Origin of the sequence: Nocardia cyriacigeorgica (assembly GCF_029868385.1) — a bacterium.
GTDB classification, from domain to species: Bacteria; Actinomycetota; Actinomycetes; order Mycobacteriales; family Mycobacteriaceae; genus Nocardia; species Nocardia cyriacigeorgica_F.
Genome location: NZ_JARWNX010000051.1, coordinates 209384 through 231009 on the forward strand (window position 1 = coordinate 209384; position 21626 = coordinate 231009).

Sequence of the window (21626 nt, forward strand, 5' to 3'; positions counted from 1 at the left end):
CTTGCACCGGGGGCGACTCGTATCCGGAGCACCCTCACCGACCGCGCTACAGCGGTGCGTCGGCCCACCATTGCAGGACGGCGTTCTCGCCGGACAGGCTACCGAATTCGTCCGCGATCGGACCCACATAGCCCACGGTGAGCAGGGCGTTCGCGCGGATGGGGTCACCGCCGCCGAAGCCGACCACCATATGGGTGGTGGTGAGCGGACCGGGCGGCTCCGGCTCGATCCAGTGGTAAGCGGTATACGGTGCACCGCTTTTCGCACCGGTGCTGCGGGAGCTGGGCGGAAGTTCACCGAGTACGGCACGGGCGTCGTCGGCGCTCTTGTACACCACGATGGTGTAGTTCATATGCGTATCGGATTCGACGCGGCGACGGCATTCCCAGACCGTCTGCCACGGACGCGAGGAGAGTGCGTCGTCCTCGATGCGCACCTGATCGTCGGGTTCGTACGCGGTGCACATCGCACCCTGGTAGCCCTGTCCGCTCTCGGCGGTGCCCTGCGGCAGCAAGCTCGGGAAGATCCGCCTGCTGCGTTCCACCGGATCTTCCTGCGGGGTGATGTCTTTCGCCGGGGTGAAGGTCGAGGCGGCCGAGCCCGCGACGCTGCCTTCCTCGCCGTCCTCGCCGCCGAGCACGATCACCACCACCGCGAGCACCAACAGCACCACGAGCAGGCCGATGATCGTGAATATCGCGATCATGGCGGGGCTGGCACCGCGCTTCACCGGAAAGCGATGGCCGAGACCATGATTGGGTCCGTAGGGCGGCACGGGGGCACCGTACCCCTGCCCGCCGCCGTCGGCGGGCGGTTGCTGAGGCTGCCCTTGCGGAGGTGCCATCGTGGGTGCGGCAGCCGAACCGACGCCCGCTGCCGCACCAGCATCTGCCGGGACCGGCTGCACCTGCTCACCTTTGATGAGCAGCGACGAGCCCCCAGCGCCCGCGTACGCGGTCACAGTGGTCGGATGTGCACTGCCGTCGTCGGAACCACCGGCGCCACCGACACCGTCGGAATCGTCTGCGGTGTCGCCACCCACCGAGTCGGTATCGATCCCATCGCCCACACGGGGCGCGTCGGCACCGGCGGCGAAGTTGCCGGCTCCGGGTGTGGAAGCACCCGCTGTGCCTTGGCCGGTCGGCGCATCCGGGTGGCCCGGAGTGCCGGGCTGCGGGTACTGCGGCATCGGCACACCTGCCGGTGCCGCACCAGCGTGCGGCGCGGGCGCAGCCGGGTATCCGGCATAGGCCGCCGGGGGCGCACCACGGGTGGGCACCGGCTGATAGGCCGGATTACCGAGCGCATGGCGGGCGGCGGCGGCGAATTCGGCGCAGGTGGCGAAGCGGTGGGCGGGATGTTTGGCCATCGCCACCGCCAGGACCGCGTCCAAGGCCGGGGACAGACCGCGCCGTTTGACCGCCAGCGGCGGAGCGGCCAGTTGCAGGTTGCCGTGGATGATGTCGGCCGGATTCGGCGAATCGAACGGCGCCATGCCCGTGAGCAGCCAATACAGCGTGCACGCCAGCGAATACTGGTCGGAGCGCGGATCGAGCGCCGAACCGGTCATCTGCTCGGGTGAGGCGAAGGCGAGGGTCGCGGTGAACATGCCCTGCTGGGTGAGTTGGGTGGTCTCCGCGCGTAGTCGGGCCAGCCCGAAGTCGGTGAGGAACACGCGTTCCCCATGTCCGCCGCCGGAGCGCGCCAGCAGAACGTTGGCGGGCTTCACATCGCGGTGCAGTACGCCGATGCCGTGCGCGTAGTCCAGCGCCTCGGCCACCCCGTCGATGATCTGGACCGCACGCTCGGGTGGCAGCGTCAACGCGTTCACCGACGACGCGTCGGCGCCGTCGATGTATTGCATGCTGATCCACTGCTGATCGGCCTCGGTACCGCGGTCGTAGACGGCCACGATGCTCGGGTGGTCGAGCTGCGCGGCCAAATCGGCCTCGCGTTCGAAACGCGCGCGCACGGAGGCGTCGGCGAACAGGTCCCGGTTCAGCAGTTTGAGCGCGGTCTGCTTGTCCAGCCGGGGATGGCGGGCCAGGTAGACCGATCCCATCCCCCCCTGGCCGAGCATTCGCTCAATGGTGAATCCGGCGAATACGTCACCGCTGTTGAGCAACGCGACCCCCTTCCGGTGACAGACGGCCCCGTGAGCCTACCGGGCATCGGGACGGATGCGTTCCCATGGATCCACGGTGTCCGCTCGCCGTTGCTCCGAGGCCCGTACGGTGACGCATCACCACCGCTTCCGGCTCGATCGGATCAGCAGTGTCCCCGCGCGACCGACCCGAGGACGCACCGCTTCCGCCACCGGGCCCGACCGGATCAGCCAGGGGTGACCAACCCCGATTCATACGCGAGCACCACCGCCTGTGCCCGATCGCGCAGGTCCAGTTTGGCGAACACCTTCGATACGTGCGTCTTCACGGTCTGTTCGGCGACGAAGAGCGCCTCGGCGATCTCGGTATTCGACATGCCCTTGGCAATCAGTTCCAGCACTTCCCGTTCGCGCGGGGTCAGCCCGGCCAGCGCGGGAGTGGGTTTGGTGCGGGTGGCGGCGCGTCTGCTGGTCACATCGGCGATGAGTCTGCGGGTGACGGTCGGCGCGAGCAGGGCCTGACCATCGGCCACCACCCGCACCGCACGGACCAGTTCTTCGGCGGGGGCGTCCTTGAGCAGGAATCCGCTGGCGCCGATGCTCAGCGCCTCGTAGACGTAATCGTCGATATCGAAGGTGGTGAGCATCAGCACCCGCACCGGTGGATCGAATCCGGCGGCGAGGATGGCGCGGGCCGCGTCGAGGCCGTTCATCTCGGGCATGCGCACATCCATCAGCACCACATCCGGACGCAGCCGTTTCGCTTCCGCCACCGCGACCTTCCCGTCGGGCGCGTCACCGATCACGCTGATATCGGATTGCGCGGCGAGCAGGGCGCCGAACCCCTGGCGCACCATCGCCTGGTCGTCGGCGATCAGAACCGTTATAGCCACGCGCCCACCCTAATTCCCCTCGGCGAGCCGCTGTCACCAGCGGGGACCACCGCTCCCGTCCGACGTCGGGATCAACCGGCCGAGGGGATACCGCTCGGGTCCACCGCTCCGAGCGCCCCACCGGGGACGAGCGGCAGGCGGGCACGCACCTCGAAACCGCCGTCGGCTCGCGGACCGGCGCTCAGCTCCCCACCGGCGGCCAGCGCCCGTGCCCGCATACCGGCGACACCGTGTCCGCCGTTGCCGACCGGACGCGCTGGGGTGGCGCCGGGATCATTGGTCGCCACGATCTCCACCTCGGCCGCTACGGTGATCCGTACCCGGACGGAGGCGCCGGGCGCGTGCCGTGAGGCGTTGGACAGCGATTCCTGCACGATCCGATACAGCGCGAGCCCGGTGCTGTCCGACACTGCCGACAGCACTCCGTCGATCTGCCATTCGATCGGCACTCCGGCGCGGCTGGCACCGATGAACAGCGCCTCCACATCCGCGGCGGTCGGCTGCGGCGCGTGTTCGGGCAGCTGCCCGTCACTGCGCAACACCCCGAGCATGCCCCGGATCTCGTTGAGGGCTTCGCGGGCGGTGGCACCGATGGATTCGAATTCCTCGCGCGCGGCGGGCGTCACGTCCTGCACCCGATACGGTGCGGTCTGGGCCTGGACCACCACCAGCGACATGTGATGGGCCACCACATCGTGCAGATCACGCGCGATACGGGCCTTCTCTTCCAGGATGGCGCGCCGCGCCCGCTCCAGTTCGTTGGCCTCCTCCTGCTGGGTGAGCAGTTTGCGCGATTGCATCAGCCACCGGATCAGCAGGGCGAACAGCACGATCGCACCGAAGGACAGCGGCCACGCCCACACCGACTCGCGGAAACCACCGTCGTCGGACATGGTGGTGCCGAGCAGCAGCGAGGTCGCACCCCACACCACCGCGATCATCGGCACCGATGCGCGCAACGCCACCGCGAACAGCAGCACGTGCAGGGTGAGGATGTGCACGACCTGGAAGGGAATCTCATTGCCCGGCTGATGCGGAATGGCCAGCGCGATCACCAGCGCCGAACCGGCCGAGATCGCCCAGCCGAGGGACGGGTTGATCCGGACCAGCAGCACCGGGAAGGCCGCCAGCGCGGCGAGGAACGGTTGTACCGCCGCTGGCACGTCATGGGTGAGGTGCAGCGTCGGCCAGGCCACGGTGAACAGTACGACCGCCGTGAACACGGTGAACAGGTCGAACCACATCCGGCCGTTCAACTGCCGCAGCCGGGCGCGGCGCCGGGCGGCGGGGGTGAGGTCGGTCGTCGCGACAGTCTGGTCCGTCATGGCTACGACACTAGAAACCATGGCCCCGCCGCGGCCTCATACCCGCGGGTGAATTCCGACCCCCTACCCCGGTGGTAGGGCAGCGCACCGCTCCCCCGAAGGCACGGGAGCCGAACCGCTCCGCGGCGGGACGCCCGGGTGGATCGCCCGTTCCTAGCGTCGATGATCATGAGCACACCGACCAGCACCCGTCGCGGTTTCCGCCCGTCGAGTCCGGCCGAACACGCCGATCCGACCGCTGTGACCACCCGGCCACGCATGGGCCGCGTCGCCGCCCTGACCGCCGCCGCGTTGACCACCATGGCGGCGACGGTCATGCTGGCGCCCGCGTCGCACGCCGCCGATATCGCACCGGTTCCCGACAACACCTCGGCCGCCGATGCCGTCGCCGATCTGTCCTCCGGCGCCGGATCCGCCGCGGCCATCCCGGATGATTTCGCCCGCGTGATGGGCTATCGCCCCGCGGTCGTGGACGGACTGCTGGTCGCCCCGCACGGCGACTGCTCCTCGCCGGTGCCGCTGCCCGCCGAGTTCGATACCGCCTGCAAGGCACACGATCTCGGCTACGACCTGCTGCGCTACGCGGATCGGCAGGGCGCATCGCTGGGCCCATGGGCCAGGCAGGCCATCGACCGGAGACTCGGCGACCGCATGGGCCGGGCCTGCGATACCCGCACCGACCCGTTCGCCCGCGGCCGATGCCACGTGATGGCGGGCGTCGCCGACACCGTCGTCGACCTCAACTCCCGTCGCCAGGGCTACGGCGTGCCGGTCACCGAATCGTTCCTCGGTGCGGGGGCCGTGGATTCCGATGCCCGCCCCTGGTTGATCGGCGGTGCCGCCGCGACCGCCACCGCCGTCGCCGGTGCGGTCGTGCTCACCCGTGGACGTCGTGCGGCGCGCGGCCGGTCGAGCGAACGCAGGTCGGGGGGCTCGGGCGAACACAGGTCATGGGTCGCCACGACCATCCCGGCGACGTGATGACCGGCGCACGACACCGCGAATCACCCGGCGGCAGCGCATAGCCCGCCGAATACCGATCGACACAGCAGAGGTTTCACGATGAGCGATTCCGCGACACTCGACCACCCTGGCAATGGCAGCTGCCCGGTTCCGGAGGCGCCGGACCACCGGGAGCCCGCGACGGCATGGGTCTCGGAACAACCGAATGCCGAAGCAGATGGCCCCGACCCGGGCGAGGGGCAATCGCGGACGCGCACCGAAGCGACCGCGGTCGGGCGCCGCAAGCGCGCATCCACCGAGTGGCGTGGGCGCGAGAAGAACTCCCACACGAAACACGCCGTCGCCGAACGGGAAGACCACCGTGACTTCCACCGGCCGGACCGCCCAGCGCCCCACCCCACTCGATCCATCGAGCACGCGGGCGGCCAGCATCGACGTCGCACAGTGCGAGATCTGTTGGATCGCGCGTCGGCGCGCGCACCACGCGTCGGCACGACGATCGCCATCACCCTCGGTGTGGCGATCTCACTCGCCCCCGGTCTGCTGCCACGCACGCCGATGGCGCAGGCGGTGCTGACGGGACTGTTGGTGGCAGTGATGCTCGCCCTCGCCGGGATGGTGCGGTTCGTCGTGCGCCGATGCGGCGTCACAGCGACTCGACCCACGTGGCGAACGCCGATACTCGCCGCGGCAGCACTGCTGATCGTGGGCGCTGCCACTCATGCCGGTCACTGGCAGAACAAGTTGCGGGCGGCGATGGGGACCTCGGCCATCGGGCCGGACTACTGGCTGTGGTGCGCCCTCGGGGCGGCGGCGATCGCGGGTGTGCTCTACGGCCTCGCCCGTGGGATCGGCTGGGTGTTGCGCACTCTCGGACGCACGCGCGCCCTTGCGGCCGGTGTCGTGGCGGCCGCGGTGCTTGGGCTGGTCGGTATGCCGTCGGCCGTGGACTGGCGACGCCACACCTACGCCACCGCCAACGCCGCCATCGATCCCGCTGTGCTGCGGCCGGTATCGGCGACGCGATCGGGTAGCGCGGAGTCGGCGGTCAGCTGGCCCTCGCTCGGCGCGCAGGGCCGACGTTTCGTCTCCGGCGCGCCACAGGGGCCCGTCCGGGTGTATGTCGGGCTGGCCTCGGCGCCCGATCTGGAATCCCGAGTCGCGCTTGCCGTTCGGGAGCTGGAGCGGGCCGGTGGGTTGAGCCGTTCTCATCTGGTGATCGCGGTGCCCACCGGTTCGGGCTGGATCGACGCCAACGCGATCGAGGGCCTCGACCAACGTTTCCACGGTGACGTCGCGCTGGTCGGTCTGCAATATTCCTACGCGCCGAGCTGGGCGACCTTCGTCTTCGGCCGTGAAGCCGCCGTCAGCTCCGCACGCGCGCTGTTCACCGCCGTCGAACAGCGCATCGCCACCCTCGAGGTGAAGCCGCGTCTGCATGTCTACGGTCAGAGTCTCGGCGCGTTCGGCGGCAGCGCCATCTTCACCGACGCCGCCGATCAGGACCGTCGCACCTGCTCGGTGCTGTGGGCAGGTCCGCCGGCGGGCGCCGTCCATCGCTCCGGTGCGACCGTACTGGCCAATACCTCCGATCCGGTGGTGCATTGGTCGCCGTCGCTGCTGTGGCGTGCCCCGGATCTGCGCGGGGCACGGGTGGACGCGCCGGTACCGCGCTGGCTGCCGGTGGTCGGGTTCGTGCAGGCCACCGCCGATCTGCTCGCCGCTCTCGACGCCCCGCCGGGGCACGGACACCGGTACGGCGCGGACCAGGGCACCGCCCTGCCCGACTGCTGAGCCGCAGGGGTTGACCCCACTGTGAAACAGGTTCTAGTTTTGGGTGTGTTTGTCGTGGACGCAACAGTCGAGATAGCCGCACCCGCCGATGTCGTGTGGGGTGTGATCACCGGATTCGAGCGGTACGGGCAGTGGAATCCGTTCGTCAGCGAATGCCGCTCCACCCTGGAGGTCGGCGCACCGATCGATATGCTCGTGCATCTCACGGGGTCGAAACCACGACGCCAGCGCGAATTCATTCGCAGCCACACCCCCGGCCGGGAGTTCAGCTATTCGATGAAGCCGGTGCCGTTGGGCGCACTGCACAGCAGGCGCACCCATACCGTCACCGCCCTCGGCCCGGACCGCACCCGCTACGAATCCCATTTCGAACTCGGCGGCTGGCTGAAGCCCGCGGTCGAACTCGCGCTCGGCACAGCGCTGCGTCGCGGATTCACCGGGATGACCGATGGTGTCGTGCGGCAGTCGGAGAGCCTGCACGCCTCCTGAGGACGGTGTGAACCGAGCCGTCATCGGTATCGATGGATAAGACGGATGATCTCGCACCGGCCGGAGAACCAGCCGGTGCGAGATACGACCTCCGACGATCGGCCCCCACTCAGGCGACCGGCCTCACCCCCAGGCGATCGGTCCCCGCGCCGCCTCGTAGGCCGCGCCGACCCGGTACAGCCGATCGTCGGCCAGTGCGGGCGCCATGATCTGCAATCCGACCGGCATCCCGTCGTCCTTGCTCAGCCCCGACGGCACCGACATGGCCGGATGCCCGGCCAGGTTGGTGGGCAGGGTGCACAGGTCCGACAGGTACATGGCCAGCGGATCGTCGACCTTCTCACCCAGCTTCCACGGGGTGAACGGGCTCGTCGGCGAGACCAGCACGTCGACCTGCTCGTAGGCGGCGTCGAAATCGCGAGCGATGAGCGTGCGGACCTTGAGCGCCTGCCCGTAGTACTCGTCGTAGTACCCGGCCGACAGCGCGTAGGTGCCGATCATGATGCGGCGCTTGACCTCGGGGCCGAACCCGGCGGCGCGCGTCGCGGCCATCACCTGCTCGGCGCTGTGCGCACCGTCGTCGTCGACGCGCAGGCCGTAGCGCATGGCATCGAAACGCGCCAGGTTCGACGACACCTCACTCGGCATGACCAGGTAGTACGAGGCCAGCGCGTATTCGAAGTGCGGGCAGGACACCTCGACCACCTCGGCGCCCAGTTCCTTCAGCACCGCGACGGCGGCGTCGAACGACTCCAGCACACCGGGCTGGTAGCTGTCGGAATGCAGTTCCTTGACCACGCCGACCTTCACCCCGCGCAGGTCACCGCCCGCACCGGCACGCGCCGCTGCCACCACCGGCGGCACGGGGACATCGCGGGAGGTGGAGTCGCGGGGATCGTGTCCCGCGATCACCTCGTGCAGCAGCGCGGTATCGAGCACCGTGCGCCCACACGGCCCGCCCTGATCCAGCGAGGACGCACAGGCCACTAGCCCGAAACGAGATACCGTGCCGTAGGTCGGTTTGGTGCCGACGGTCGCCGTCACCGCGGCGGGCTGGCGGATCGAACCACCGGTGTCGGTGCCGATCGCCAGCGGCGCCTGATTGGATGCGAGGGCTGCCGCCGAACCACCACCGGAGCCGCCGGGGATACGGCTGGTGTCCCACGGGTTCTTGGTCGGGCCGTAGGCGGAGTTCTCGGTGGACGACCCCATCGCGAACTCGTCCATATTGGTCTTGCCGAGGATCGGGATACCCGCCGCACGCAGCCGCGTGGTCAGCGTCGCGTCATAGGGCGAGACCCAGCCCTCGAGGATCTTCGATGCGCAGGTGGTCGGCATATCGGTCGTGGTGAACACGTCCTTGAGCGCCAACGGAACTCCCGCCAGCGGCGAGGCGGGCGCCTGGCCCGCATCCAGCGCGGTGTCCACGGCCGCGGCGGCGGCGAGCGCCTGCTCACCGGCCACGTGCAGGAAGGCGTTGTATTCGCCGTCGACCTCGGCGATGCGGTCCAGATGCGCCTGGGTGACCCGGGTGGAGGTGACCTCGCGGGTGTGGATCTTGTCTGCCAGTTCCGCCGCCGACAGCGCCGTCAGGTCGGTCATTCCGCTTCTCCCAGAATCTGCGGAACCATGAACCGCTGCTCTTCCTCCGCCGGAGCGCCCGACAGCGCCTCGTGGGGAGTCAGGCCGGGAACCACCACGTCCGGGCGGGTGACATTGATCGCCGGATTCGGCGAGGCGGTGGCGGGGACGTCCGCGGCGGCGACCTCGGAGATGGTCCGCACATGGCTGAGGATCGAATCCAGCTGACCGGCGAACTGATCCAGTTCGCCCTCGGTCAGGGCGAGCCTGGACAGCCGGGCGAGGTGTGCGACCTCGTCGCGGGAGATGGCGGGCACCGCGGACCCCTTTCGAAAGTTGCGCGTGGACGACATGACTTGCGTTGCGTGTAGTGGAGACGACTCCCGTATACGCAAGTAGCGCACCCAGCCTAGCGATCAGCCCGGACACGGCTGACCGGGCCCACGGCATAACCGTCCGGGAACGGGATCAGGCGGCCGATGTCACCGTTCCCGCCGACTTTCGACTCGATAACCGGCGCTCGAGGGTGTAAGGATTGCCAGACCGGGTATACGTTCGCCAGGCTCGGCCGCCAAGGAAAGGACAGCACGTGTCTTACCTGCTCCGCGTGCAACTTCCGGATCGTCCGGGAAGCCTCGGTGCACTCGCACTCGCACTCGGCTCCGTGGGCGCCGACATCCTCTCGTTGGATGTCGTGGAACGCGGGGCAGGCTTCGCGGTCGACGATCTCGTTGTCGAGGTGTCGCCAGGGGCATTGCCCGACACCCTGATCACCGCCGCCGAATCGATCGGTGACGTGGTCGTCGATTCGATCCGGCCGTACTCCGGTGTGCTCGACACCCATCGTGAGCTGGAGCTGATCGACCAGGTCGCCGGTGCGCGCGACGATCGATTACAGGTGCTGGTCGACGGCGCGCCCCGGGTGCTGCGCGTGGGCTGGAGCACCGTCCTCGATCTGGGTCCGCAGGGCGCCTACCGGGTGGTCGGCAGTCAGAGCGCGCCGGAGACGCAGGCGTCCTCGGTGCCGTGGATGCCGCTGAACAAACCGGTCGTGCTCGATCCGGAGGCCGACTGGGTGCCCGAGATCTGGCGCGATATGGACACCAAACTCGCGGCGGCGCCGTTGGGCGATTCCAGCAAGGTGCTGCTGCTCGGCCGCCCCGGCGGACCCGATTTCCGCCCCTCCGAGGTCGCCCGCCTCGGCTATCTGGCAGGGATCGTCGCCACCGTCCTCGGCTGAGGTTCAGGAATCGAGCGGTAAGCGCAGCACGGTGAGCGGTTGTCCGTCGTCGGTGCGCCAATCCCGTTCGGGCACCGCGACGAAACCGAACCGGTCGTAGATGCGGCGCGCGTCGACCATCGGTGCCATGGTGGTCAGCACCACCGCGTCGAGCCCTTCGGCCGCGGCCGTATCGATCACCGTTCGCACCAGTGTGCTGCCGACGCCGAGGCCCCGGGCCCGCTTGGCGACCGCGAGCATCCTGAACTCCAACTCGCCGGGCCGCGCGATCTCCGCGTACGGCGTACCGGCGCGGGCTACCGTCGACGAGCCGACCACCAGGTCCTCGTGCACCGCGACCAATACCTGCGCGGAGGCCGCGCGCCGTGCCGTATCGGCGAGTTCATCGACGTACGGGTTGTCCGGCGGGACATAACCCTCACCGACGTACACCTCGAGCGTCAGCTCCGTCACCGTCTCGTACTCCGTCGCCCGCGCGTCCCGGACGATCAGCTCGGCGTTCACACCCATATCCGCATCCTGCCATCGCCGGACCGGCCGGTGCCGGGTCAGGCGCCGGGGCTGTAGAGCTGCCATTTGTCGGGTTTACCCGGCGGGTACGCGACGGTGAAGGTGTCGCCGATCGCGGGCCAGTTGTGCACGTCCCAGGCGAAGCGGCCGTAGACCACGGCGCCCTCCACCATCGGCCCGGTCAGATTGCCGGTGATGGTGACGTACTGCTCGCCGGTCAGATCATCCGGCCGCGGGCTCACCCCGGTGACATACAGCGTGCCGACCTCGGGTTCGGACAACCGGACTCCGCGGCGGCCGCGCAGGTACAGCGCGATCATCCCGGCCAGGGCGCCGATCATGATCACCAGCATCGCGAATTCCAGCATTACCCCATGCTAATCGGGTCGGCACCCGCGGCGGCGTTCAGCGCGGGGTGAGTTCGCTGGTGCCGTGCTCGGTGCGCCGCAACTGCCAGACCGAGCTGCGGGTCCGGTGTGATCGGCCGTTACCGCGATCGATCAGGGTGCGGTTGCCGGTGGTGAAGATCAGTTGGGCGCCACGGGCATTGGTTTCCGGGTTCTGGAACAGCTGGATGAGCCGATCGGTTTCCTCGACGGGCAGCTGCGCACCGATATCGTCCACCGCAAGTACCTTGCCCGCGTCGAGCGCGTCGAGCATGGTCGGCAGCAGGCGCAGCAGGGTGAGGGTCGCGGTGGATTCGTCGCCGATGTGGAACGGATTGCCGATGCCCTCGTGCACCAGCCGCAGCCCGACCCCGCGCCGGGCCACCATCCGCTGGTAGAGGGCGTCGCGGGCGTTCTTCAGATTGGTCAGCTCGCGTTCGAGCAGCACCGGTGTGACGCCGTTATCGCTGAGCAGTGCCTCGGCATAGGCGGGCGAGGACACCGCGCGTTCGGACTGTTCGGTGAGACCGGCGATATCGGCGTCGAGTTCGCGCAGGTAGTCGGCGTAGAGCGGGTCGTTCTCGGCGATCAGCAGATCGGTGATGCCCAGTTCGGCGGTGCGCAGCAGCATCAGCAGACGGGCGGCGTTCTCGGCCGAACGGGAGATGTGCCCGCCCACCAGATGCTCGACCCGCTCGGCCTCGACCGGACCACGCTGCACCTCGAGCATCGACTCGAACCAGCGATACGCGGGCACCAACGCCTCGGCGTACATCTGCCCGGCCAGGCTCAGCAGCAGCGAATTCGGGCGCACCAGCGGCGCCAGCGCCGCGATCCCGTAGCGGGCGGCCTCGAACATCGGCCCGATCTTGATCTGCTCACCGGCCCGCTCGAAGACGATCCGTTTACGGGAACGGGGGTGCGCGTACAGCCATTCCGCGACGACGTCGGCATTGTCGAGCTGGAATCCGTAGGTGTACGGGCAGCCCTCGGCGACGAAGGACGCGACGAACTCCGTCGGCTGCTCCACGAACCCCAGATGCGGTGAACGCACCGGGCCCGCATACGGATCCCAGCCCGTCACCGAATGCAATACGGCCTCACGCATCCGGCCGAGCGCGTCGATCAGACTGGTCTTCCCCGCCGCCGCGGCCCCGTGCACCGCTGTCACCGGCACCGCGACCGGCCCGGCGCCACGGCTCAACCGCAACTCCTGCCGTTCGGCCAGCGATCGATGATTGGTGACCTGAAAACTCCGCAGCATGGAAGTAATCCTTCCCGCTGCGCTCCGTTCTCGCGACACCGCCTCCCACCTGGTCCGGCGGCGGTGGCGCCTAACATTCCGCGAACACCAGCGCTGCTGGTTCCACCGACCGGTCGCATCCAGGCGTTCGCCGCGGCTTGCGGGGTGAAGCGCGTTCAGATTGGCCCGGGGCGCTATGGGCCAGCCGTCGGCGGCCTCGCCAGGGCGGCGCGGGTTCAGTTCGCGCTATTCACCCGCGGCAGCGACACCCGCGCGGCGGCCGAAGAAGGTGCCGTCACCGAGGGACGTGCCACTGATGTAGCCCCATGAATGCAGCCCCGACGTCGCGCGCCCGGCGGCGAAGAGGCCGGGGATCGGGTTGCCGTCGAGGTCGAGGACGTGGCCGTCGACGCCGGTCCGCAGCCCACCGAGGGTGAATACCTCCGCGCCACCGCCAGCGGTGCCGCCGTCACCGTATTCGGGTGGCGCCATACCGCGGCGGACATCGATCGCGGCGAACGGCGGGCGCAGCGGCCGCAGCCAGCGGGCCGACTTGTGGAAGTACGGGTCGATGCCCTGCGCGGCGAAGCGGTTGTACTCGCCGACGGTGGTCTGCAATGCGCCGTCGGGCATACCGATCTCGTGTTCGAGTTCCTGAAGCGTCTCGGCCACGACATGCGGTTGTACGCCCCAGCGTTCCTCGACCGGCACCTCCTCGTAGGCCTGCTCATCGAGGATCACCCACACCCGCAGATTGTGTTCGAACAGGGCGGCCTGCCCGACCAGACCCGGGTAGACGTCCTCGTTGATGAACCGCTGCCCCACATCGTTGACGATCATGCCGCGCACCATCATTCCCGGCACCAGCGAGATACCCACCTGACCAGCGGACATGTGTTTGACGGCGGCCCCGACCGCCTGCGCGATGACGATGCCGCGCCCGTCGTCGCCGCCGTCGCTGTTGACGCCGAGCCCCACCAGCTGCGGCGCATGCTGGGCCAGCATCTCGGCGTTGTCGGCGAAGCCGCCGGTGGTAAGGACGACGCCGCGGCGCGCGCGGTAGGTCACGGTCTGCTGGAAATGTCTGGCCACGACGCCGACCACCCGGTTGCCGTCGACGATCAGGCGCAGCGCAGCGGTATCGGTGTGCACCGCGATACCCGTCTTCGCGACGGCTTCGCTCAGCACCGCCATGAGGACTTTGCCGCCGAAACCGTCGGAGGTGACGCGGTGGCCGCGCGGAGCCGGTGTGGCGATCTCATGGAACGGATAGGCGTTCTCACCCATCCACATCAGCCCGTCATCGGTGGGCGGCACCCAGGTCGGCGAGTCCCACAGCGACGGTTTGAAGGGCACACCATGGCCGACGAGCCACTGATAGTGCGCGACGCTGTCCCGGCTGTAGAGCCCCACCTTCTCCCGGTCGGCGTCGGGCCCGAGCGCGGCGAGCAGGAACTTCTCCATCTCCTCGGCGTCGTCGTCGAACCCGCAGGCCTGCTGAATGGGTGTGCCGCCACCGAGATACATCTCCCCACCCGACAGCGCCGACGACCCCCCGCCACCACTCTGCCGTTCGAGCAGAATCACCCGAGCCCCCGCGGCCTCCGCCTCGAGCGCCGCGGAGGCGCCCGCACAGCCGTAACCGACGATCAGGACATCGGTGTCATGGTCATAGCCCTCGATTTCGGCTGCGTCGATCGGTGTGACAGGCACACGTGCACTCATCCGGTCCTCCTGTGCTCGACACTGAACATCAGCATGGTGCCGGTCACCCTAGATACGGCACATCGACCCGAGCAGATACCCGCCCGTTCAGCGGGAGCCCGATCGAACACCCCCAAACACCACCCCCACGCCGAGCGGCACCTGCCTGCCGCATCGACCGAGTAGCCCTCTCACTGAAGTACCACTCGTACAACGGATACCGACCGGCCGTACATCAGCAGCCGACCCCGGAGCGCTCGATGTGCCTCCACGGCAGCAGGACCGAACTCGCGACGACGACAGCGGCAGCGCGCCTGGGTGCGCATAGTGAACCGATCAGCCCACCCAGGCACGGCAGCCCGAGCGAGAGGCGGTATCGCCGAGGCGCGAGACCGAGTTCACGCAGCATGAGAAGTGTGAGCAGTGGTGTGACGAGCATGATGGAGCCGCCGAAAACCATGGCGTTCCAGAACAGCCAGCGCGCTACCGATCTGGCTGATGGTGAACGCGGCCCACAACCGGGTGAAATCCGGCGAGAACTGTTCGGCGCGTGCGGGTACCGGGCTGATCAGCCGGATTCGGTCATCGGGTCGTTTCCCCACCGTGCGTTATTCGGCGGGTGTCTCTGGTTCGGCGGGTTCGGGGCGGACGGCGTCGGGGCCCTGTTCGAGTAGGGTGCGGAAACCGTCTTCGTCGAGGATGGGGACGCCGAGTTCCTCGGCCTTGGCGGCTTTGGATCCCGGTGAATCGCCGATCACCACGAAGGCCGTCTTCTTCGAGACCGAGCCCGCGGCCTTACCGCCGCGTACGAGGATCGCTTCCTTGGCGCCGTCGCGGGAGAAGCTTTCGAGCGAGCCGGTGACCACGATGGACAGCCCTTCGAGGTTGCGTTCGATGGACTCGTCGCGTTCGTCCTCCATCCGCACACCGGCGGCCCGCCATTTGTCGACGATGGTGCGGTGCCAGTCGACGGTGAACCACTGTGTGACAGCGACCGCGATGGTGGGGCCGACACCGTCGGTGGCCGACAGCTCCTCCTGCGAGGCCTCGCTGATCCGCTCCAGACTGCCGAACTCGGCGGCCAGCGCACGGGCGGCGGTGGGCCCGACGTGGCGGATCGACAGTGCGACGAGCACCCGCCACAGCGGGCGGTCCTTCGCGGCGGCGAGATTGTCGAGCAGCCTGCGCCCGTTGGTGGACAGGGTGCCGTTCTTGTTGACGAACAGCGAGGTGGTGAGCAGACGTTCCTCGGTGAGATCGAACAGATCGCCCTCATCGGTGATGGCACCGGATTTGAGCAGGTCCACGGCGGCCTCGTAGCCGAGCGCCTCGATATCGAAGGCACCGCGCCCGGCCGTATGGAACACCCGCTCCCGCAGCTGCGCGGGGCAGAACTGCTGGTTCGGGCAGCGGATATCGGCGTCGCCCTCCTTCTCGGGCGCGAGTTCGGTGCCGCATTCGGGACAGTGCGTCGGCATCACGAACTCGCGTTCGTCGCCGGTGCGGGCGTCGACGACCGGGCCGAGGACCTCGGGGATCACATCGCCCGCCTTGCGGATGGTGACCGTGTCACCGATCAGCACACCCTTACGCTGCACTTCCGAGGCATTGTGCAGGGTGGCCATGGCGACGGTGGAACCGGCGATGGAGATGGGCTCCATCACCGCGAACGGGGTGACGCGGCCGGTGCGCCCCACGTTCACCTCGATATTGAGCAGCTTCGTCGTCGCTTCTTCGGGCGGGTACTTGTAGGCGATCGCCCAGCGCGGGGCGCGTGAGGTGGACCCGAGGCGGCGTTGGAGCGACCGCTCGTCCACCTTGACCACCAGGCCGTCGATCTCATGCTCGATATCGTGGCGATGTTCGCCCCAGTAGGCCACCCGTTCCAGGACCGCGTCGACGCCCTGCACCAACGCGGTGTGCGAGGACACCGGAAGCCCCCAGGCGTCCAGGGCCAGGTAGGCCTCGTGCTGCGAGGCGGGGGTATAGCCCTCGATGCGGCCGAAGCCGTGGCAGATCATCCGCAACCGGCGACGCGAGGTGACCGCCGGATCCTTCTGGCGCAGCGAACCGGCGGCGGTGTTGCGCGGATTCGCGTACGGCGGTTTACCTTCGGCGACGATCGCGGCGTTCAGGGTTTCGAAGTCCTCCAGCCGGAAATACACTTCGCCGCGCACCTCGAGCAGATCCGGTATCGGGTGATCGGGGTGTGCGGTGAGTTCACCGGGGATGTCGTCGATGGTGCGCGCGTTGAGGGTGACGTCCTCACCGGTGCGGCCGTCGCCGCGGGTGGCGCCGCGCACCAGCCTGCCCTTCTCGTAGACCAGGTTCAGCGCGACACCGTCGATCTTCACCTCGCACAGATAGTGCAGGCCGGACCCGGTTTCGGCCTCCACGCGCGCGGCCCAGGCGCGCATCTCGTCGAAGTCGAAGACATTGTCCAGCGACAGCATGCGCTCGAGATGGTCGACCGCGGTGAAATCGGTGGCGAAACCACCGCCGACCAGCTGGGTGGGCGAATCCGGTGTGCGCAGGTCGGGGTGTTGCTCCTCCATGGCCAGCAACCGTTGGAACAGCGCGTCGAACTCACCGTCGGAGATGATCGGCGCGTCCCGCACGTAGTACCGGAACTGGTGTTCGCGTACTTCGTCGGCCAGCTGCTGCCATTCCAGCCGCTGATGCGAGCTAGCGGACTCCGCGGCCGTGGCGGCGGCATCCATCGCCGATACGGTCTCCTCGGGCGCTGACGTGGCGGGGCTTCCGGTGTCACTCACGACTCGAACATTAGCGGAGCCCACCGACAATCTTCGCGACGTTCCCGCACGTCCACGCACTGTCGGCACCATCGCCCGGCCCATTCGCGCGGTGCGGCACCGACGAGGGCACCGGCCGTGACGAATCACGGAAGGATCGCCCGGTGGCCTTCGAATCAGGTGAACGACAACGAGTCCGGATCGTCGGAGTACGCATCGGCCACGTCCACGGCCAGCCGCAGCGCCCGCCGCGCCCATTCCGTCGACGCACCGGCCAGACCGCAGGCCGGTGACACCGCGATCCGGGTGCCGAGACTGCGTCGGGGGAAGCCGAGGCGGTCGATGAGGCGGACGCCGGGTTCTGCGATATCGCGCCAGGTGACGGGAGTGGCCGGAGCTGTGGTCGGCACCAGACCGAGCACCAGATCCTTACCGCCGTCCAGGATTTCGCCGATGCCGTCGAGCTCGGCGGTACCGATGGTTGACATATCGAACCCCACGGCCGATGCGGTGGATCGGCGGAGGAAGTCGAGCGCGGGCGGCGCGGCGCAGGTGTGGATCAGGACCGGGACGTCCTGCGCGGCGATGACGGCGTCGACCAGTGCCAAGGCTTCGGGCTCGGGCAGCGCGCGGACGGTGTTCAGGACGCTGGCGCCGCGTAGCGATCCGTCGAGCACCGCGGTCAGATCGGGTTCGTCCAACTGCAACACCACCGGGGCATCGAGGCGTTTACCCACCTCGGCCACATGCCGGGACAGACCTTCGGCCAGCGATTCGGACAGGTCGCGCACGGCGCCGCGATCGGTGAGCGCGCGGTGCCCGGCGCGCAGTTCGACCTCGGCCGCCAGTGTCAGCGGGCCGACGGCCTGCACTTTCACCACCCGTCCCGATCCGCGCAGGCCAGCGGTCTCCCATGCCTCGTCGAGCGCGTCGATATCGGTGCGCAACAGGTCGCAGGCGCGCCGTGAGACGCCACCCGGCCGATCCGCCAGTCGGTAGCCACGCGGCGTGGTGTCGAAGCGCAGATCGATCAGCAGCGCCGAGGCGCGGCCGATCGTATCGGCGCCGACACCGCGTGCGGGCAGCTCGACCAGATGCGCCAGACCCGGCAGTTCCCCCACGGCGATCGCGGCGGCCTCGCGCGCGTCGGTACCGGGCCAGGATCCGATCGCGGTCGCCACACCCTGCGGCAGCCGCCGATCCTCCGCCGCGGCGCTCACGCCGTCCCTCTCACGTTGTCCGCGCCACCGAACTGCGCGAACTCGCCCGACACGGAGTCGACCGGGTGGGAAACGGCTCCGGTCACCGGTGCACGCCGGAGGGCGCGGTACGCGCGGTCGCCGAGATCGTGCCGCTGCCGATCACCTGATCACCGGCCGCGTCCGGCAGATACAGCACCACCGCCTGGCCACGTGCCACACCGGTCAGCGGTTCGCGCAGCCGCACCGTCAGCCCCGAACCCGCCGCCTCGGCGACCGCCGGGGCGGTGCCGCCGTGCGCACGCACCTGCACCACGCAGTCGATCGGGCCGTCGGGCGCCGCACCGGAGGTCCAGATCGCGCGTTCGGCCTCGATCGTCCACACCTGCAACTCATCGGCCGACCCCACCCGGACGGTGCCGGAGTCGGGGTCGATATCGGTGACGTAGCGCGGCTTGCCGTCGGCGGCGGGGCCGGGCAGGCCCAGGCCCTTGCGCTGGCCGATGGTGAACCCGTGCACACCGTCATGTGTCGCCAGCTCGGTGCCGTCGGCGTCGACGACCGCACCGGGCCGGATACCGATCTTGGCGCCGAGGAACGCACGCGTGTCACCGGAGGGAATGAAGCAGATGTCGTGGCTGTCGGGCTTGTTCGCCACGGCGAGCCCGCGTTCGGCGGCTTCCTCACGGATCTGCGGCTTCGGTGTGTCCCCGACCGGGAACATGGCGCGCGAGAGCTGTTGGGCGGTCAGCACGGCAAGCACATAGGACTGATCCTTGTCCGCGTCGACGGCACGGCGCAGGACGCCGTCGGACAGCCGGGCGTAATGACCGGTGACCACGGCGTCGAAACCGAGCGCGACCGCGCGGTCGGCCAACGCGGAGAACTTGATCTTCTCGTTGCAGCGCAGACACGGGTTGGGGGTCTCGCCCGCCGCATAGGCCGCGACGAAATCGTCGATGACGTCCTCTTTGAAACGGTCGGCGAAATCCCAGACGTAGAACGGGATACCGAGCACATCGGCGGCCCGCCGGGCATCACCGGCGTCCTCCTTCGAGCAGCATCCGCGCGATCCGGTGCGCAACGTGCCCGGTGTCGCCGACAGGGCGAGATGGACTCCGACCACATCGTGTCCGGCTTCGACAGCGCGCGCCGCGGCCACCGCCGAATCCACACCACCGCTCATCGCGGCGAGTACCCGCATCAGACACCTCCCTTCGCACCGGCCAGACCAGCGGCCCTGGCTCGTTCGACCACCTGTGGCAACACTTCCAGCAGCGCGCCGATATCGGCGCCGGTGGTGGTGTGCCCCAAAGAAAAACGCAATGAGCCCCGCGCCTGCCACGGCTCGACACCCATCGCGATCAAGACATGGCTCGGTGAGGCGACACCCGCGTTGCATGCCGAGCCGGTCGAGCATTCGATGCCCGCGGCGTCCAGCAGCATCAGCAGCGAATCACCCTCGCAGCCGGAGAAGGTGAAATGCGCGTTGCCCGACAGTCTGCGCTCGTCGTGCGGACCGTTCAGCACGACGTCGGGTATCAGGTCCCGGACGCCGGATATCAGTTCGTCCCGCAGCCGGGTCAGTTCCATTGTGCGCGTGGGCAGTTCGGCGACGGCCTCGTGCATCGCGGCGGCCAGGCCGACCGCGCCCGCCACATCGACGGTGCCCGAGCGCAGATCGCGTTCGTGCCCGCCGCCATGCAGCAGCGGCACACACGGGACCTGCCTGCCGAGCAGCAGTACGCCGATCCCGTGCGGGCCGCCGACCTTGTGCCCGGCGAAACTCGCCGCCGAGAGTCCGCTGGCACCGAAGTCGATCGGCACCTGCCCGACGGCCTGCACCGCATCGCTGTGCATCGGCACACCGAATTCCTGTGCCACCGCGGACAGTTCGGCGATCGGCTCGATGGTGCCGACCTCGTTGTTGGCCCACATGACGCTCACCAGCGCGACCTCGCCCGGATGCGCGGCCAACTCCGCCCGCAGCGCGGTCACCGACACCACACCGTCGGCGTCGACGGGCAGCCACGTCACCCGGGCGCCCTCGTGCTGTTCCAGCCATTCCACGGCGTCGACCACGGCATGATGCTCCACCGCGCTCGCGATGATGCGGTTACACCGCGGATCGGCATCGCGGCGCGCCCAGTAGATGCCCTTGACGGCGAGATTGTCGCTTTCGGTACCGCCGCCGGTGAAGATCACCTCCGACGGGCGCGCCCCCAGATCGGCGGCGATCGATTCGCGCGCCTCCTCGACCCGCCGCCGCGCCGCCCGTCCCGAACCGTGCAGCGACGACGCATTACCGACCAGCCCCAACGCAGCCGTCATCGCCTCGATGGCGGCAGGCACCATCGGAGTGGTGGCCGCGTGATCGAGGTAGACCGTCTTGGGCGCAGCACCGTAGACCGGACCCGGGAAACCCGACTTCATGACCGAACCAGCCTATCCCACCGCTGACCTGCACATCTTTGGGGTATGACCTCCGTTTTCGCGATTTCTCTCCGAGTGGCCCAGGACGTGCAAGCCGCTATGGGCCCGCCGATATTCCCGCGAGCCCCGATCCAGCGTCTCAGCGGCGGGCACGCCCTCCACGGGATCGGCCTCCGGCGCGTTCGATGCGGGCGACGGCGGAGCGGACTTCCGGCGGATTGCCACGGCGGTGGGCACGCCGCGGTTTGATAGATTCCAGCTCCGTGGGATCCACAGCGCCCTGGTGGGGGACAAGCATTATCGCGCTCGGCGGTTCCGCCTTCGGCGTTGTCGTCGCGAGCCTGCTGACGCTGCTGAGCAATCGCACCCAGCGGCTGCGGCTGTCCAGGGACGACAAGCTCGATGTCTATCCCCGTTTGGCCGGTGCGGGTCGCGCATTGGCGAATATCCCGGTCTGGCCGAGCGAGCCGGAGACTCTGAATCGAGAATGGAACAGCGTGCTCGAGCTCGCCGAGCAGGTCGCGTTCCTCGGTTCGGCGCGCGTCAACGCCGCCGTCGAAACCCTCTTGGCGGCGGCGAAGAACCATCGCAGCGTCATCGCCGACATTCGACGCGACAGCGCACCGGGGCATCGCGACAGCATCGATCGACGCTTTCAGTCGAACTACGTGACATCGGTCACCGGCCTGCGCGACGCGATCGATGATTTCGTGCGAGCAGGCAGGAAGGAACTCGAAATCCGCGGCACCTACCGCCCCATCGAAGGTGCCACAGACCACACCGACGACAACACACCATGACCGCCGACCATTCGGTTCCGAACAGTCCGAGCCACCGCCGCCCACCAGGGCTCATGGTAGGATCCCGAGCCTCGCAAGCCAGCAAGCCAGCAAGCCAGCAAGCCAGCAAGCCAGCAAGCCAGCAAGCCAGCAAGCCAGCAAGCCAGCAAGCCAGCAAGCCAGCAAGCCAGCAAGCCAGCAAGCCAGCAAGCCAGCAAGCCAGCAAGCCA

General features: G+C 68.8%; 18 protein-coding genes. 5 read left to right on the top strand and 13 right to left on the bottom strand.

The annotated features are described in order from the left end of the window. Nucleotides 1–46: 46 nt before the first annotated feature. The 3 genes from QH168_RS16315 to QH168_RS16325 all read right to left on the bottom strand — a co-directional run bounded on the left by QH168_RS16315 (nt 47) and on the right by QH168_RS16325 (nt 4322). Nucleotides 47–2080, bottom strand: a complete 2034-nt coding sequence (locus tag QH168_RS16315; RefSeq protein WP_280235492.1) for a serine/threonine-protein kinase — start codon at nt 2078–2080, stop codon at nt 47–49. Nucleotides 2081–2331: 251 nt separating this feature from the next. Further along, nucleotides 2332–2997 (bottom strand): response regulator transcription factor, encoded by a 666-nt coding sequence (locus QH168_RS16320; RefSeq protein ID WP_280235493.1) that lies wholly within the window; start codon nt 2995–2997, stop codon nt 2332–2334. Nucleotides 2998–3068: 71 nt separating this feature from the next. Further along, on the bottom strand, nt 3069–4322 hold the full coding sequence (locus QH168_RS16325) for a sensor histidine kinase (RefSeq protein ID WP_280235494.1): 1254 nt from the start codon (nt 4320–4322) through the stop codon (nt 3069–3071). A gap of 168 nt (nt 4323–4490) precedes the next feature. Here QH168_RS16325 and QH168_RS16330 point away from each other — a divergent pair, with 168 nt between their 5' ends. From QH168_RS16330 to QH168_RS16340, 3 genes are all read left to right on the top strand, one after another. Then, nucleotides 4491–5303 carry a hypothetical protein gene (locus QH168_RS16330; protein ID WP_280235495.1) on the top strand — a complete coding sequence of 271 codons (813 nt, stop codon included), beginning with the start codon at nt 4491–4493 and terminating at the stop codon, nt 5301–5303. An 81-nt stretch (nt 5304–5384) separates the two neighbouring features. Next, nucleotides 5385–7079 carry an alpha/beta-hydrolase family protein gene (locus QH168_RS16335; RefSeq protein ID WP_348537590.1) on the top strand — a complete coding sequence of 565 codons (1695 nt, stop codon included), beginning with the start codon at nt 5385–5387 and terminating at the stop codon, nt 7077–7079. A 54-nt stretch (nt 7080–7133) separates the two neighbouring features. Then, entirely contained in the window at nt 7134–7568 is a 435-nt protein-coding gene (locus QH168_RS16340) for an SRPBCC domain-containing protein (protein WP_280235496.1), read from the top strand. 123 nt (nt 7569–7691) lie between these two features. Here QH168_RS16340 and gatA read toward each other — a convergent pair whose 3' ends face one another. Then, on the bottom strand, nt 7692–9170 hold the full coding sequence (gene gatA, locus QH168_RS16345; protein WP_280235497.1) for an Asp-tRNA(Asn)/Glu-tRNA(Gln) amidotransferase subunit GatA: 1479 nt from the start codon (nt 9168–9170) through the stop codon (nt 7692–7694). Next, a complete protein-coding gene (gene gatC, locus QH168_RS16350; RefSeq protein WP_280235498.1) occupies nt 9167–9466 on the bottom strand; it encodes an Asp-tRNA(Asn)/Glu-tRNA(Gln) amidotransferase subunit GatC in 300 nt (99 codons plus the stop codon). Before gatC ends, gatA begins: the two co-directional genes overlap by 4 nt. A gap of 272 nt (nt 9467–9738) precedes the next feature. Here gatC and QH168_RS16355 point away from each other — a divergent pair, with 272 nt between their 5' ends. Continuing rightward, on the top strand, nt 9739–10389 hold the full coding sequence (locus QH168_RS16355; protein ID WP_280235499.1) for an amino acid-binding protein: 651 nt from the start codon (nt 9739–9741) through the stop codon (nt 10387–10389). Nucleotides 10390–10392: 3 nt separating this feature from the next. Here QH168_RS16355 and QH168_RS16360 read toward each other — a convergent pair whose 3' ends face one another. From QH168_RS16360 to QH168_RS16395, 8 genes are all read right to left on the bottom strand, one after another. Further along, on the bottom strand, nt 10393–10899 hold the full coding sequence (locus QH168_RS16360; RefSeq protein ID WP_280235500.1) for a GNAT family N-acetyltransferase: 507 nt from the start codon (nt 10897–10899) through the stop codon (nt 10393–10395). A gap of 38 nt (nt 10900–10937) precedes the next feature. Then, entirely contained in the window at nt 10938–11267 is a 330-nt protein-coding gene (locus QH168_RS16365) for a hypothetical protein (protein ID WP_280235501.1), read from the bottom strand. A gap of 37 nt (nt 11268–11304) precedes the next feature. Beyond that, nucleotides 11305–12549: an AAA family ATPase gene (locus tag QH168_RS16370; protein WP_280235502.1), complete on the bottom strand. Its 1245-nt coding sequence runs from the start codon at nt 12547–12549 to the stop codon at nt 11305–11307. A 225-nt stretch (nt 12550–12774) separates the two neighbouring features. Continuing rightward, complete coding sequence (locus QH168_RS16375) at nt 12775–14253, bottom strand: FAD-dependent oxidoreductase (protein WP_280235503.1); 1479 nt, start codon at nt 14251–14253, stop codon at nt 12775–12777. A 587-nt stretch (nt 14254–14840) separates the two neighbouring features. Beyond that, nucleotides 14841–16952 carry an NAD-dependent DNA ligase LigA gene (gene ligA / locus QH168_RS16380; protein WP_280235523.1) on the bottom strand — a complete coding sequence of 704 codons (2112 nt, stop codon included), beginning with the start codon at nt 16950–16952 and terminating at the stop codon, nt 14841–14843. Between the two features lie 209 nt (nt 16953–17161). Further along, nucleotides 17162–18205: a methionine synthase gene (locus tag QH168_RS16385; RefSeq protein ID WP_280235504.1), complete on the bottom strand. Its 1044-nt coding sequence runs from the start codon at nt 18203–18205 to the stop codon at nt 17162–17164. 82 nt (nt 18206–18287) lie between these two features. Further along, nucleotides 18288–19388, bottom strand: coding sequence for a tRNA 2-thiouridine(34) synthase MnmA (gene mnmA / locus QH168_RS16390; RefSeq protein WP_280235505.1), 1101 nt, complete (start codon nt 19386–19388; stop codon nt 18288–18290). Beyond that, nucleotides 19388–20617 (bottom strand): cysteine desulfurase family protein, encoded by a 1230-nt coding sequence (locus QH168_RS16395; protein ID WP_280235506.1) that lies wholly within the window; start codon nt 20615–20617, stop codon nt 19388–19390. Before QH168_RS16395 ends, mnmA begins: the two co-directional genes overlap by 1 nt. 263 nt (nt 20618–20880) lie before the next feature. On the opposite strand from QH168_RS16395, the gene QH168_RS16400 reads away from it, so the two are divergent. Continuing rightward, nucleotides 20881–21417 carry a hypothetical protein gene (locus QH168_RS16400; RefSeq protein WP_280235507.1) on the top strand — a complete coding sequence of 179 codons (537 nt, stop codon included), beginning with the start codon at nt 20881–20883 and terminating at the stop codon, nt 21415–21417. Nucleotides 21418–21626: the final 209 nt, after the last annotated feature.

Excerpts from the sequence above, each read along its gene's own strand:
- QH168_RS16365 (WP_280235501.1), bottom strand. The coding sequence starts at position 11,267 with ATGCTGGAATTCGCGATGCTGGTGATCATGATCGGCGCCCTGGCCGGG.
- QH168_RS16330 (WP_280235495.1), top strand. The coding sequence starts at position 4,491 with ATGAGCACACCGACCAGCACCCGTCGCGGTTTCCGCCCGTCGAGTCCG.
- QH168_RS16315 (WP_280235492.1), bottom strand. The coding sequence starts at position 2,080 with ATGCTCGGCCAGGGGGGGATGGGATCGGTCTACCTGGCCCGCCATCCC.
- QH168_RS16335 (WP_348537590.1), top strand. The coding sequence starts at position 5,385 with ATGAGCGATTCCGCGACACTCGACCACCCTGGCAATGGCAGCTGCCCG.
- QH168_RS16360 (WP_280235500.1), bottom strand. The coding sequence starts at position 10,899 with ATGGGTGTGAACGCCGAGCTGATCGTCCGGGACGCGCGGGCGACGGAG.
- mnmA (WP_280235505.1), bottom strand. The coding sequence starts at position 19,388 with ATGCGGGTACTCGCCGCGATGAGCGGTGGTGTGGATTCGGCGGTGGCC.
- QH168_RS16370 (WP_280235502.1), bottom strand. The coding sequence starts at position 12,549 with ATGCTGCGGAGTTTTCAGGTCACCAATCATCGATCGCTGGCCGAACGG.
- gatA (WP_280235497.1), bottom strand. The coding sequence starts at position 9,170 with ATGACCGACCTGACGGCGCTGTCGGCGGCGGAACTGGCAGACAAGATC.
- ligA (WP_280235523.1), bottom strand. The coding sequence starts at position 16,952 with ATGGATGCCGCCGCCACGGCCGCGGAGTCCGCTAGCTCGCATCAGCGG.
- QH168_RS16375 (WP_280235503.1), bottom strand. The coding sequence starts at position 14,253 with ATGAGTGCACGTGTGCCTGTCACACCGATCGACGCAGCCGAAATCGAG.
- QH168_RS16325 (WP_280235494.1), bottom strand. The coding sequence starts at position 4,322 with ATGACGGACCAGACTGTCGCGACGACCGACCTCACCCCCGCCGCCCGG.
- QH168_RS16395 (WP_280235506.1), bottom strand. The coding sequence starts at position 20,617 with ATGAAGTCGGGTTTCCCGGGTCCGGTCTACGGTGCTGCGCCCAAGACG.